The sequence below is a fragment of the Bartonella sp. AC329YNZD genome, from assembly GCF_042196685.1.
Lineage (GTDB): Bacteria > Pseudomonadota > Alphaproteobacteria > Rhizobiales > Rhizobiaceae > Bartonella.
On the sequence record NZ_JBHIQS010000013.1, the window covers coordinates 1 to 12,948 of the forward strand.

Genomic DNA, 12,948 nt, shown 5'->3' on the forward strand with positions numbered 1-12,948 from the left:
ACGTGCAAGCGAATGGTTTTGATTGATTCAAGATAAACAGATTTGAAATGAGACAATCTTACGATATTCGGGATTCTTATTCAATATGAATAACGATTAACTATCATTAAAATCAATATATTATATGATATTACACAAAGTAACTTTGAGAATAGAGATAATTTTTTTGCCTTTTAAAGGGGGGTATAAGCTTACCTATAAGAAAGAAGAGAAAGGCTTTGGTGAAGAGCCATTGATGTCTCAATTTGTGCTGCATTTTATAAGGTTTAGGTTTGAAAGTTTATCTCTGAACAGTAGCAAAAAAGAGAAACATTTTTTAAAGAATAAAAAGTTTTTACACGGTATGCATCAATATAAATGTGTATGGTTATTAATGGATTTTTATGCTGAAGTTTCTTATAGAAGAGAGCAGTATTATTTGGATAATATGCTCTCTTTGATTGGTAATCTTTTGTGTTAAAAGATATAGGTGAGGTGCGATGGATCATTTTTATGTTGTGGAGAAGGATTGATGAGTTTTTTTCGTTGTATTGGCCGTTCTGCCTTATTTATGTTGGATCCAGAGCAAGCACACGGTTTAGCGATTCTCGGGCTGAAAAGTGGATTAAATGGCTGTCAAAAGGTTATCGATAAACGTTTGTGTATAACTGTTGCTGGGCTTGAGTTTGAAAATTTTATTGGTCTTGCTGCGGGGTTTGATAAAAATGCAGAGGTTGTGGATGGTGTTTTTCGTTTAGGATTTGGTTTTACAGAAATTGGGACAGTGACACCAAAGCCTCAGATTGGAAATTCTAAACCACGACTCTTTCGTTTAAAAGAAGATGAAGCAATTATTAATAGAATGGGTTTTAATAATGATGGACATCAAGTTGTTTACAACAGATTGCGCGCGTGTAAAAAAACTGGTGTTGTAGGCGTTAACATTGGAGCCAATAAGGATACGGTTAATAAGATTGGTGATTATACTGTTGGTATTGCTCATTTTTATGATGTTGCTGATTATTTTACGGTTAATATTTCTTCTCCTAATACACCAGGCTTACGTGATTTACAGGCCCGTGACAGTTTGCATCTTTTGTTGAGTGCAATTTCGCAAGTGCGAAATGAGCAAGAGAAAAAGCATGGATTCTCCATTCCCATTTTTTTAAAAATTGCTCCTGATTTATCAGAGAAAGAATTAGATGATGTTGCTGAAGAAATAAAGCTTTCTAATTTTAATGGGCTGATTGTTTCTAACACAACTCTTTCACGCCAGGGGCTTAGCAATAGTCACCTCAGCAATGAAGAGGGAGGGCTTTCTGGACGTCCACTTTTTGAACGTTCTACTATTGTGCTTGCAAAAATGCGTCAAAAGTTAGGGAAGGAGATTGCAATTATCGGTGTTGGCGGTGTAAAGGACGCACAAACTGCTTTGGAAAAAGTAAAAGCTGGTGCAGATTTGATTCAATTATACAGTGGGATGGTTTATGAAGGTCCAGATCTTGTCATAACTATTCTGCAAGAGATTTTGCAGATGATGCAACAAGATGGAGTTGATAACATAAAAAGCTATCGTGATCATAGTCTTGAGCATTGGGCAAAATTTCCTTTGTAAAAAACGCTTTTTTCTTCACAAAAAATTGCGAGATTTTTTTAAAGGGGCTTGCAAACTTTGTTGATTTTCCTTATGTCACATAAGCAAAGGATAAATGCTTACAAAATCGTGAACAGTTATGGTACATTTTCTTTTTATGCGGTTGTAGCTCAGTTGGTTAGAGCGCTGGTTTGTGGCACCAGAGGTCGTAGGTTCAAATCCCACCAACCGTACCAAAAAATTTTATTGGAAATACTGAAAATGGATGTGCAAGACGAACAAACGCTTGCTAAGAGTATTGTATCACCGACTGTAACTGCTTGGGGGTATAATGTTGTACAAAAAACGCATGGCATTCCAAAAAAAACAATAAGGCGCATTGCGCTTCTCCTCTTACCTTAATGCGTTTTCATTATGCATCTTTTACACAAGATTTGCGATGGAAAGATTTTACGGAACAAATCAATTGTTTTGTTTAAAAGATCCGAGCTTCATACACTTTTCAATATGGAAGGGTATTCACAATGTTTGTTGTGATGAAGCAATTGCTATCTCTTGGCATGCCACTGGCTGTTGGGTTTATCTCTCAGATGATGATTTCCTTCACAGAAGCAGCGCTTGTAGCGCATTTAGGCGTGCAAGCCTTGAGTGGTACAATGTTAGCTCTGAGTATATTTAGTTTTGTTATGTTGTTTGGGCTAGGTATTATTACCGCGGTTGCACCAAAACTTGCGGAAAGTTTTCGTAGACAAGATAGATATGCATTAAAGGCATGGTTTGATCAAGGAATAGGGCTTTCCCTTTTGATTGGAACGGTGAGTGCGATCATTTTACTCAACACGAGGAATATTTTGTGTTTTCTCGGCCAAGATGGGACAATTGCCAATATAGCGCAGGAATATAATAGTGGTGCTGCTATAGGAGTGGTGTTTTTTTATCTTTATGTGAATAGCCGGGGATTGCTGTCAGCAATTGGTAATCCACAGCCTTTAACCTGGGTTATGCTTGCAGCTATCATCGTGAATTTTTTTATCTCTTGGCCGCTTATTTTTGGTATAGGTTCTGCGAGCGGATTAGGTGTCTTTGGTGCTGGAGTTGCGAGCAGTTTGATCCGTATTTTAATTGTTATCGCTGCGGCAATAATTTTGTCCCGCAATTCTGCTTTTCATTCTTTTCGCTTTAATTATTTGAGACCAAAGTTAGAGATTTCACGAATAATAAAATTGCTGCGAGTAGGGCTACCCATTGGTATACGTATTCTTATTGCGGAAGGCTTTCCTTCGGTCATTGCATTTATGATTACGGCTTATGGGGTCGAATCTTTGGCTGCACATACGATAGGGATGCGTATCGATATGCTTATTTCTGTGGTGGCTTTGGGAATTTCCAGCGCAGCTGCGACAATAGCAGCGTGGTATAGAGCAGATAGGAATAATATGGCTCTAAAACAGTTGCGTATAAGTGTCACAGTTTTTGCTGTAGCTTATGTCTTATTTTTATCAGTGGTTGTTTATCTCTCTTATGAATTTATCCTTACAACTATCTTTAATATTTCTTCAGAACGCGTTATTGTTTTCTCTTGGGAGTTGCTTCCATTCATCTTATTGTCTTTTGCTTTTGGCACTTTAGGAGCTATGCTCAATGGCATACTTGTGGGTTTGCTTGATACGTTTTGGTCAATAATTGTTGTAGCAATAAGTTATTGGGGGTTAGGCCTATTGGGGGGAGCGCTAATGGCGCATTTTTTTGAATATGACTTTATTGGCTATTGGCTTGGCATGATTGGTGCAAGCTTAATCGTTTCTATCTTTAATTATATGCGCGTGGGTTATTTAATAAAATGCAATCCTATGTTTGGGGTAGAGTGAGTGTTATAAAAGCGCTTGTAAAGCACTAGCTGTGAAGGCATAGCTATTCACCGTCCATAGAGGCTGTTTTACTTCTATGGAGATAACAATATAGGTTACAAAACTTGCTTAATATTGAAAAGAAGTGCCTTTGATTGTAGCCTCAATATTCTTTATTGAATTTTAAAATAATATGGATTTATTAAAATCATTCGGCTTCAATTTAAGAGTAAGTTCGGTAGATTGGAAGAGTTTAATACCTTAAAAAATGACGAGAAAAAATGTGCTTATATTCATACGCCGTTGAGGAGGCATTTAAAAAAGTTGTTGTTTTTATAAGTTATTACAATACAATCAGCGGTGCTGAAGTGCATGCATTTGTTAAAACAATTGCAGTCGCTAACGGTGTTATTTTTGCAAATCCTGTTTATTACAGGTCTTATTCAGAGACTTTGAAGAATGCTCTTGATAATTTAGATTATGGTGCTTTTTGGATAAAGCTTTTGGTCTTCTCTCTCATGACAATACAACCAAAAATGCGCACTGCCCTGTGTATATTTGGTACTAGTTGTGCATATGCTTTATGGACAGGCACTGCAATATCAAGTTGCTTCAGCTAAAGATGGTTTTGCGTTTGAGAATGAAAACCGTACATGGAGACTTAGCAGCGTAAATGTACGGGCTCGCTGCGCACATCTTGTTGATGAAATATATATTTTTAAACAATAAGGGTGGAGGATATGATCAAAAATGATAGGAAATACCGTTATTTAGTCGTTGGTGGTGCAGGACTGTTGGCTTCCGTGTGCCGGTCATTAGGGCTAAATAACGTGATTATTGCAGCGCGTTTTCGTTCTCATCAATCCAAAATCGAGTTATTTCAGATAAGGGCTAAATGTGTATCTTGGAGATTATTATAAGCCATAGGCACAATTTTTAAAAGGGGTACCACTATGGACGTGCTTGAAATATTGCATATTATGGGGGCATTCGCCTGCACATGCATTTTCGTGTAGGTTGAGATTGAGCTTTTGGCCTTCTTACCGAAGCCGCTTGCGTATTGTTTATGTTTTTGGTTCTAATGCAGAGGATAAAATAATCTCTGGATGTGCGCATCACAATAAGATTGATTCCACATCTGTAAAATTAGGTCAGAAAAGGCGATCATATGGCCGGCGGTGATCAATGAGAAAAGTCTTTATGATCATGTGATTTGTGAGAGCCGTATTGAGAAAGAGTTTGCGCAAAATCTCGATAACGACTCTGATGTAAGATTGTTTTTTAAACTGCAAAGAAGTTTTAAAATAGCTACTCCCATTGGCTCTTACACGCCTGATTGGACGTTTTTTTTAGAGCGGGATGGCGAACAAAAGCTTTACTTTGTGCTGGAAACAAAAGGAACGAATAGCGAGTTTGATTTGCGTCTTAAAGAAATGCTGAAGATTAAATGCGGCAAGGCGCATTTTACCGCCCTTGAGACTGGTGTGGCGTTTAACGAGGCACCGGTGATGAGTTGGCGCGATTCTAAGCGGGGGATGGTAGTAGAGAGAGTAGGGGGGCTGTGGTAGGAGTGGGCGGTACGAATGAGGCTGTCTTTAGTTGCGTACCGACAAGCTAATTTTGTGCTTTGCGAAATTCGCCAAGGCTTTTGGACGTACCGCGTTTATCGCGTAATAAAATCTTATGAATATCATGCAGAAGGCGCGCAGAAACGGGTGATTGCGTGTCTAGCTTCCCAATGCCGTAATTAAGTACAGCCACATAATGAGATAGCTCTTCAATATCATCAGTCGTACTGATACTTTTTTTTTATTTTCAAACAATAATAGGTCAGATGGTAACGATTATGTCCTTTTTATCTGAGAAAAGAGTAGCACCGCTTGCGTATATGTACGAGTAAAAGTCAATCAACATTGGTCTGAGGTAAAAACCGCCAATTATTTCTAATACACCTAAGGATTTCATAGCTTGCTCTAACGGTTTATATAAAACCGCCCTTTTAAAAGATGGATTGGGCGGCAAATTTATTGGGATATAGGCTTTATGAATCTCTCGAACTAAGCTTTCTACTATGCAGGTCCTAAGGCGTGATTGCATATATGGTCGTATCTGTTGCTGCGTTGTGTAGGCAGAGATCATAAATTAGGAAAGGAGGGCTGCTCTTTTAATTACAAAGGAAGAATACGGCGCGTAAGTGAAGCAAAATGTATTTTGAGGAGCAGTAAAGGGGTGAGGCATTTGATGTCCAGCGGGTGACGGATTAACTGGAGTATAAGTAGGCATTGCTAGGGCGGAGTTTTTAGTTAAGAATTGCACTTCGTACGCTATAAGCTCTCTGCATCCTTCATATAGGCGTTGGATCATCGCCCAATGCAACGTAAAGGGGCTGTTTTGTCTTTAGCGTTTGTTTGGCTGCTTCTATAGTGCCGCTGGCTCTATCAGCCATTATGGTGATAATTTTCTCGTCCAAAGAATAAATCAATCGATTGCGTAATAGGGTATGTGTGCCTTTTTTGACCGTGTCTTTTTTTAAAAGCAGCTGTTACCTCGTGGCAGGGTTGGGGGTGTTTATATGATCAGCTTGCCAAAGAAATGGAAGCGTTATCGCGATAGCCACCAATAGTAGTCCAGCGATAAAGGTGGCAGCAAACTGCAATGATATAAAAGAACCAAGGACGCCGACCAAAAAGCTTCCGACCGGCGTTCCAGCATAGCCTATCACCCGAAAAGCAGAATTAGCTCGCCCGAGAAGTTGCTTTGGTGTGAGGCGCTGCCTGAAGGCGGTAACACCAATAAACCATAAGCTTGCTCCAATGCCAGCGATAAAGGTGACGCCCCATACGACGACAGCACTTTTTGAAAAGGCTGGAATCAGCAGCAAGACAACCGTTCCTAAACCGTCAGTGAGAACAGCTAGGCGCACCGGTGCATAGCGTATACGCGGCGCAAATAGGGCACCTGCCATTGTTCCAAGTGCGTAGGCTGCAAACATCACGCCATATTGGCTGCTATGTAGGCCCAGATACCGACTGTCGGTAACGAAGAAGATGAATGAGGTTAGGAATGCTCCAAATACCACCGATAGAAAGAATGTGAGTAATGTAAGGGAGGTAAGATGCCGATTTGAAAAAATGAAACGAAAGCCGGCAATGATATAACGGAAAGTGATGTTTTCTTTATCAGGTGTTGGCGATGTCGGAACAGCATGGCGAGCGGTAAAAATCAATGCGATAAAAAGCACGATTAACAGGCCGAGAAATAGCAGTGTGCTATGCGCTAAAATGCTGCTTGTTATGACAGGGGCAAGAAAATAGGAGACCCCGAAATCTAAAAACAAGACAATAGAGTAGAAGGTCATCAATCGCTCTCCCTCCATGATAAGTGGTGGAATCGTCATTATATAAGCTTCGGCAGAAACGACGATGAATCCAGCAATGGTTGCATAGAAGAAAATTTGTTCGGCTGGAGTAATCTGTATCATGAGCAGTATGAACAGGACAATATGCAGTAGCATGAAGATGAAGAGAGCTGAGGTGGCAAGTTTTATTTTGTCGCAGCGATCAAGTAAAACGCCTGCAAGGATGCCGAAAATTGGCCACGCTAATGAGAAGAGACCTTGCGCCCAACTTACTCCGACTACGCCATATCCAGATTGTCTTGCTAATAGCGGGATGGCAGTGCGCAAAGCACCGCTGAGTAAGGCGAGCAGACTAACGGTTAGGCAAAAATAGCGTATGTTCTTGTTGGAAAAAAGCGTGAACATTCTGTTCTCCTTAAGATGCCACACAGGTTTCCACTGTTCCATCAAGTACGGCGGTTGTATTCAGCATGTTTGAGACATAGCCGTCCAAGATATTCCTGTCTTCCTGAGATAGAAGAAAATACATAAGGTTGGAATACCATTGCCAACCACGCTGAGTCAGCTGGAGATTGTTATCACTTTCTGCGATGAGACCTGCATCTATGAGCTGTTGTAGGTTATTGTATACGAAAGAGGGAAGTGCGGTCCAGTCAATTCTTTCTTTTTCGGCATGGCCGTTATAAGGTAGCCGCATACACAAAGCCTTGGAGGCTTGTTGCTCCGCTGATACCCAATTGTAGTATACTTTGGATTTGCCTTTAAGTTGTATGTCGGTAATGTATCCGCTTCGACTGGGATTGGCTCGTGTGACGAGTGAGCTGGGAATCGACAGTGCTGACGCCCCAAAGCCAACGACATAATCGTCATGATAACCATGCAAATATTTGTGATAGCGGAAATAATTAGCTGAACTCGTTTTAGCGAGCGTTAGACGAGTTTTGTTGGCAATTTTGATATAGGAATGCCCATTACACGGCGTATAGCCGCAGCTGCGCATAACGATGTCGCTAAATAAGCGAAGCATCTGTCGATGCTGTAGGCTGGATGGCTTTAGCCCTTTTTGTGCGTAAGACTTATGCAGTTGCGACGTGATAGCCAGATTGTTGATTGCATAGAGGTTGATGGTTTCAGGGTGAAGCTCGCTGGCTTGCTTCAATCGTATAATAGTTCTTCGGCTTGCTGGCTGTGCATGCCATATAGTAGGTCTAAACCGACATGTCCAATTATCTCTTGTGACCAAGCTACGGTATTGTTGATTTGTTCACGTGTTGAGGTGAGGTTAAACAATGATCGGAAACGCTCAATGAAACTCTGTATACCGAAGCTGATCCGGTTAACGCCGATCTCACGGGCAGCATAAAGTTTATCACGTGTGACGCTTTTCGGTTCGCTTTCCAGTGTAAGCTCAGTTAAGGAAGAGAGCTCAAATTCGGCATGCAATACTTTTCCGATGTGGCGGATATTATCTGCAGACAAAAGCGACGGTGTGCCGCCCCCTATATAGATGCTGCGGATGGACCCTTTAAGCGAGCGAATGAAATTTCCTTTGTTTCTGATCTCTGTGGTAAGCGCTGACATATAAGATTCGATTTGCTTAACGTGCTTGTAGGCCCCTTTCTGAAAGGGACAGAAGGAACAGATGGTTTCACAAAAGGGAATATGCAAATAAAGAGAAATGGTACGCGCTTGTGGAATCTGCTGACTCTGCGCTAGCTTATTAAAGTCTAGGTAATTGTAAAATTCATTTGAAATAGTGCGAAATAGCGGATATGTGAAGTTGTAAATCGGCTTGGGTTGATTGAATTTCACAAAAGGATGATCCACGAGTTGCATAGCTTATCTCCCCCAATTTCTTAACTCGCACTATATTATTGACGGGCGACTGGTTATCCAATCGCTCGAGTGTATTACCAAAGATTTTCACGGAACATAATGAATCCTCCTTTTGTAGAAGTTATATGTATTATACATATAACTTGTTATATGAACAGGATAGCTTGTTTAAGAGGCAATGGAAAGATAAAAAATGTCTATTTATAAAAGAACTTTCTCTTGCAGTCTTATGGTCTGATATTGTAATTGGTACCCTGTTTTACGTGGTCGGGCTATGAATGCCTAGAGCGAGAAAAAGCAGGGTATTTTAATGGACGTGCGGGACATCATTGTTATGTTGCTGGGTCTTGGAATTTGCGTCTGGTTATGAAATATCATTAGCGCAAAAAGATGGTTTTAAAGGTAGAGATTTTAATATCTCTGTAAAACTTCGAGAAGAGATAGAATTATCTATTAGAAAACATATAAATGTCCAGTGTGATAATATTATCGAATGACATGACATCATCGCTCTTGCTCGCCATTTTGACATATTACCTAAAATCTCATTGAGATTGTGTCATGTACTGGCAAACGGGGATAGATCGCGTTTTGGTATGACTGCGACGAAGTTACGTGCTGCATTGTCTTTGCTAGAATCCAATAGGATTAGGCTTAATAGGGTGCATTTGCATGGGGGCGTGTGCTCGGTCTGCACAGTATCACGAGATCATAAGTCAAAGTATGTGAAAGCAACTGATACAAAAAAGATTTTACGATGGTGGAAGATCGACGATGAAGGACGTTAGTTCAAAGAAAATTGATATTATTGTGTTTTCATATCCTGATTTTTGGGCTTTTGAGATATAAATAACACACCTCTTAGTGGGCTGGAGATTATCAAATGTTGAATCACGCATGGCGCAATTAGCAAAAAATCCTATCTATTGGATTTGGTATGCTCTACTGGATTCTTAGCTCTAAATATTGTGTGCGAAGTGCAATGTCAAGCGGTAGGAATTGATATAAGTGCAGAGTCGTACCATCCGCTCAGAACAAGGTTGATAGCTCTGTTATGCAGGCGATGGTTAAGTTTTATGTCGGAAATGTTGAGCGTATGACTTATCCTGAAAATACATTTACGCATATTATGGCGGGGTGAGTGTTTGTAAGCACTAGCTGTAAAGGCTACTCACCATCCTAGGGTGTTTACTTCTATGTGGATAACAATAGAGTTACAAAACTTGCTTCATATTAAAAAAGTTTCTTTTCTTTTAATTAAGCATTGCTACAACCAAAAGGAAATTAAATATCTCGTCTTTATTATTCTCGCCAATGTTTGCTTGTATATGATTATTTGAATCGGAATTAGGTTATGTTCCCTATGGTATTTCGCACTGTTTTATATAAGGAGAAGGTTCGACCGATGTATCGCGTGCAGTACCAATTTTCACTATGGTGATAGGATAGCTTGATGGTGATAGGATAGCTTGTTGAGCGTAAAATTCTTTTACCTTGATGAATCTTATAGTATTCTTCAAAAATATCAGTTGATAAATTTTTTTTGTGTCGTTTATGCATGGGCTGATACAATAAAAATAGGACTTAATTGTTTTTAAAGTTGGTATGTTATGGCTGTAAAAAATGTTAAACAAACGAAAAGTAAGAATTTTAAACCTGTCTCTCGTTTTCTCAAAAGTTTACGTGGTGTGAATAATTGGGAACAGGTTTCACAATGGCTTTCTTTTCGTAAGGTAGAGGATATTGAATGTATTACGCCTGATCAAGCAGGAGTTCCACGGGGTAAGATGATGCTTTCTAAAAAATTTACATCGGAAACATCATTGGCATTGCCTTCAGCAGTTTTTATGGCAACAATTTCAGGGGATTATCCTGAAGATGGTCATGGTTTTGAATATCCTAAAGCAGATGGTGATTTACGCCTTGAGCCTGATCTTTCTACGTTAAGCATTGTGCCATGGGAAGATGCTCCTACGGCACAGGTGATTTGTGATCTTGTGTATCAAAATGGTCAGGTTGTGGATTATACACCACGCAATGTTTTACGAACGGTGGTTCATTTTTACACAAAAATGGGTTTAAAACCAGTTGTTTCACCAGAAATTGAGTTTTATTTGGTACAAAAAAATCCCGATCCTGATTACCCTTTAGTTTCACCGGTTGGTCGTTCTGGGCGTTCAATTGGTGGAGGGCAAGGCTATTCAATTGCTGGTGTGAATGAATTTGATGATTTGATTGATGATATTTATCATTTTTCAGAGGCACAAGGATTGGAAATTGATACACTCATTCATGAAGAAGGAGCAGGTCAGTTTGAAATCAATTTACGTCATGGTGATCCTATTGAATTAGCGGATCAAGTTTTTATGTTTAAACGAACAATTCGTGAAGCAGCACTGAAACATAATATGTATGCGACATTTATGGCAAAACCCATTCAGGGGCAGCCAGGTTCTGCGATGCATATTCACCAATCGGTCGTTGATAAGAAAACGGGTATGAACATTTTTACACAGGAGAATGGTGAAGAAAGTGTCTGTTTTCGGCATTTTATTGGTGGATTGCAAAAACATATGCCAGGGGTTCTTGTGATGCTTGCGCCTTACGTGAATTCTTATCGACGTCTTGTACCTGATAATTCGGCTCCTGTTAATTTGCGGTGGGGATATGATAATCGGACGACAGCTTTTCGTGTTCCTCGTTCTGCTCCTCAAGCGCGGCGTGTCGAGAATAGGCTTCCTTCATCAGATGCGAATCCTTATTTAGCTCTTGCAGCTTCTTTAGCGTGTGGTCTCATTGGTTTACAGCAAAAAATTGAGCCAGATGAGCCAACGACAAATAATGTGAATGCTGATAATATTGAGTTACCGCGTGGACTCATTGAGGCAGTTAATTTGTTTGAACAAGATACAGCAATACATGCTATTTTAGGGGATGTGTTTGTCAGTACTTATGCTGCAATCAAACGACAAGAGTTTGAAACTTTTATGGAAGTAATTAGTCCGTGGGAGCGTGAATATCTCCTGCTGAATGTTTAAATTTTATGACAACGATTGATGATAATCCAATTTCTCCAGGAATTTCTTGGTATGAAGATACTTTAAAAGAGCGCCCCTCTTATCCATGTTTTGATGAATACAGACAGTGTGATGTGGTCATTATCGGAGGTGGATTTACGGGACTTTCAGCTGCTTATCATTTAGCCAAAGCTGGAGTGGATGTTGTTTTGTTTGAAGCATCACGTTTTGGTGATGGCGCTTCAGGGCGCAATGGTGGTCAATTAGGAACGGGGCAACGGCAGTGGGTAGAAACATTAGAGAAAAAATATGGTTTTGAGCGCAGTAAGGTTCTGTTTGATTTAGCAGAAGAAGCTAAAAAAGATATTTTATCGTTATGCGCGATGCCTGATTGTCAGTGTGATTTGATAGTAGGACAACTTTCTGTGACCCATAAAAGGCGTGATCTTCTCTCTTATCAACGGCATATTGAGGTGATGCAACGTTACGGTTATCAGGCTCTTACTTTTATGGATAGGGCTGAAACATCTAGGCGACTTGGATCACTTTTTTATTGTGGTGGTATTTATGATGCGGATACCGGCCATATAAATCCCTTAAAATTGGTTGTTGGATTGGCAAAAAAAGCCCAAGATGCTGGTGCTAAGCTTTATGAGAAATCACAAGTAACGACCATAAGGCGCAAGCAAGCCCATTGGAAAGTGATAACAGAAAAAGGCAGTGTAACAGCAGAACATGTTTTACTTGCAACAAATGGGTATAAACTTGGTCTGGAGCGTTTTATTGAAAAAAATATTGTTTCTATTCGCTCTTATATTGGAGCAACGGATCCATTACCAAAGCATAGTTCAATTCTTATAGGGGGGGAATCGGTTGATGATTCCCGTTTTATGGTTCGCTATTTTCGCAAAAGCATTGATAATCGTCTCTTATTTGGTGGTGTAGAAAGTTATGATAATAAGCATCCTCTAAATTTAGATGAACGTATAAAACGGCAAATTGTTGAAATTTATCCTCAATTACATTCTATCAATTTAAGCCATCGGTGGGGAGCAACGGTAGCGATTACAGTTGAGCGCATGCCCTATGTTCGCCAACTTTTCTCAAGGATAACTTATTGTGGTGGTTATTCAGGGCATGGCGTTATGTTGGCTCCTTTCGTGGGAAAATTATACGCAGAATGGTTAACTGGAAAATATGAACGTTTTTCCTATTTCCAAGACTTAAAGATTTCATCTTTTCCGGGGGGACGCGTTTTGCGTTATCCGCTTATATTTTTAGCAATGCGTTGGTTTTCTTTAATGGATCGCCTTTAAT

Annotated in this window: 12 protein-coding genes and 1 tRNA gene; 9 read left to right on the top strand and 4 right to left on the bottom strand. The window is 39.9% G+C overall.

Features of this window, described 5'->3' with window-relative positions:
• The first annotated feature begins 166 nt into the window (after positions 1-166).
• The 7 genes from ACFIMW_RS06690 to ACFIMW_RS06720 all read left to right on the top strand — a co-directional run bounded on the left by ACFIMW_RS06690 (position 167) and on the right by ACFIMW_RS06720 (position 4,988).
• The gene (locus ACFIMW_RS06690; RefSeq protein ID WP_375608559.1) at positions 167-460 is read left to right on the top strand and encodes a hypothetical protein; all 294 of its coding nucleotides are present in this window, start codon (positions 167-169) and stop codon (positions 458-460) included.
• Between the two features lie 51 nt (positions 461-511).
• On the top strand, positions 512-1,594 hold the full coding sequence (locus ACFIMW_RS06695) for a quinone-dependent dihydroorotate dehydrogenase (protein WP_375606463.1): 1,083 nt from the start codon (positions 512-514) through the stop codon (positions 1,592-1,594).
• Positions 1,595-1,732: 138 nt separating this feature from the next.
• A tRNA-His gene (locus ACFIMW_RS06700) sits at positions 1,733-1,809 on the top strand.
• Positions 1,810-1,834: 25 nt separating this feature from the next.
• Complete coding sequence (locus ACFIMW_RS06705; protein ID WP_375606462.1) at positions 1,835-1,975, top strand: hypothetical protein; 141 nt, start codon at positions 1,835-1,837, stop codon at positions 1,973-1,975.
• Positions 1,976-2,097: 122 nt separating this feature from the next.
• Positions 2,098-3,441 (top strand): MATE family efflux transporter, encoded by a 1,344-nt coding sequence (locus tag ACFIMW_RS06710; protein WP_375606461.1) that lies wholly within the window; start codon positions 2,098-2,100, stop codon positions 3,439-3,441.
• Between the two features lie 260 nt (positions 3,442-3,701).
• The gene (locus ACFIMW_RS06715) at positions 3,702-4,040 is read left to right on the top strand and encodes an NADPH-dependent FMN reductase (RefSeq protein ID WP_375606460.1); all 339 of its coding nucleotides are present in this window, start codon (positions 3,702-3,704) and stop codon (positions 4,038-4,040) included.
• Positions 4,041-4,598: 558 nt separating this feature from the next.
• Complete coding sequence (locus tag ACFIMW_RS06720) at positions 4,599-4,988, top strand: hypothetical protein (protein ID WP_375608560.1); 390 nt, start codon at positions 4,599-4,601, stop codon at positions 4,986-4,988.
• Positions 4,989-5,034: 46 nt separating this feature from the next.
• Here the strand turns inward: ACFIMW_RS06720 and ACFIMW_RS06725 are convergent, their stop codons facing one another.
• The 4 genes from ACFIMW_RS06725 to ACFIMW_RS06740 all read right to left on the bottom strand — a co-directional run bounded on the left by ACFIMW_RS06725 (position 5,035) and on the right by ACFIMW_RS06740 (position 8,614).
• Complete coding sequence (locus ACFIMW_RS06725) at positions 5,035-5,181, bottom strand: hypothetical protein (RefSeq protein WP_375608561.1); 147 nt, start codon at positions 5,179-5,181, stop codon at positions 5,035-5,037.
• A 781-nt stretch (positions 5,182-5,962) separates the two neighbouring features.
• Entirely contained in the window at positions 5,963-7,183 is a 1,221-nt protein-coding gene (locus ACFIMW_RS06730) for an MFS transporter (protein ID WP_375608562.1), read from the bottom strand.
• Between the two features lie 10 nt (positions 7,184-7,193).
• Positions 7,194-7,937, bottom strand: a complete 744-nt coding sequence (locus ACFIMW_RS06735; RefSeq protein WP_375608563.1) for a hypothetical protein — start codon at positions 7,935-7,937, stop codon at positions 7,194-7,196.
• Positions 7,934-8,614 carry a radical SAM protein gene (locus ACFIMW_RS06740; RefSeq protein ID WP_375608564.1) on the bottom strand — a complete coding sequence of 227 codons (681 nt, stop codon included), beginning with the start codon at positions 8,612-8,614 and terminating at the stop codon, positions 7,934-7,936. Before ACFIMW_RS06740 ends, ACFIMW_RS06735 begins: the two co-directional genes overlap by 4 nt.
• 1,610 nt (positions 8,615-10,224) lie before the next feature.
• On the opposite strand from ACFIMW_RS06740, the gene ACFIMW_RS06745 reads away from it, so the two are divergent.
• Complete coding sequence (locus ACFIMW_RS06745) at positions 10,225-11,652, top strand: glutamine synthetase family protein (RefSeq protein WP_375606455.1); 1,428 nt, start codon at positions 10,225-10,227, stop codon at positions 11,650-11,652.
• 5 nt (positions 11,653-11,657) lie between these two features.
• Positions 11,658-12,947 (top strand): NAD(P)/FAD-dependent oxidoreductase, encoded by a 1,290-nt coding sequence (locus ACFIMW_RS06750; RefSeq protein ID WP_375606454.1) that lies wholly within the window; start codon positions 11,658-11,660, stop codon positions 12,945-12,947.
• Position 12,948: the final 1 nt, after the last annotated feature.

Bases quoted from the DNA above. Each gene is read 5' to 3' on its own strand.
- ACFIMW_RS06740 (WP_375608564.1), bottom strand. From the start codon at position 8,614: ATGCAACTCGTGGATCATCCTTTTGTGAAATTCAATCAACCCAAGCCG.
- ACFIMW_RS06715 (WP_375606460.1), top strand. From the start codon at position 3,702: ATGTGCTTATATTCATACGCCGTTGAGGAGGCATTTAAAAAAGTTGTT.
- ACFIMW_RS06750 (WP_375606454.1), top strand. From the start codon at position 11,658: ATGACAACGATTGATGATAATCCAATTTCTCCAGGAATTTCTTGGTAT.
- ACFIMW_RS06730 (WP_375608562.1), bottom strand. From the start codon at position 7,183: ATGTTCACGCTTTTTTCCAACAAGAACATACGCTATTTTTGCCTAACC.
- ACFIMW_RS06695 (WP_375606463.1), top strand. From the start codon at position 512: ATGAGTTTTTTTCGTTGTATTGGCCGTTCTGCCTTATTTATGTTGGAT.
- ACFIMW_RS06745 (WP_375606455.1), top strand. From the start codon at position 10,225: ATGGCTGTAAAAAATGTTAAACAAACGAAAAGTAAGAATTTTAAACCT.
- ACFIMW_RS06710 (WP_375606461.1), top strand. From the start codon at position 2,098: ATGTTTGTTGTGATGAAGCAATTGCTATCTCTTGGCATGCCACTGGCT.
- ACFIMW_RS06705 (WP_375606462.1), top strand. From the start codon at position 1,835: ATGGATGTGCAAGACGAACAAACGCTTGCTAAGAGTATTGTATCACCG.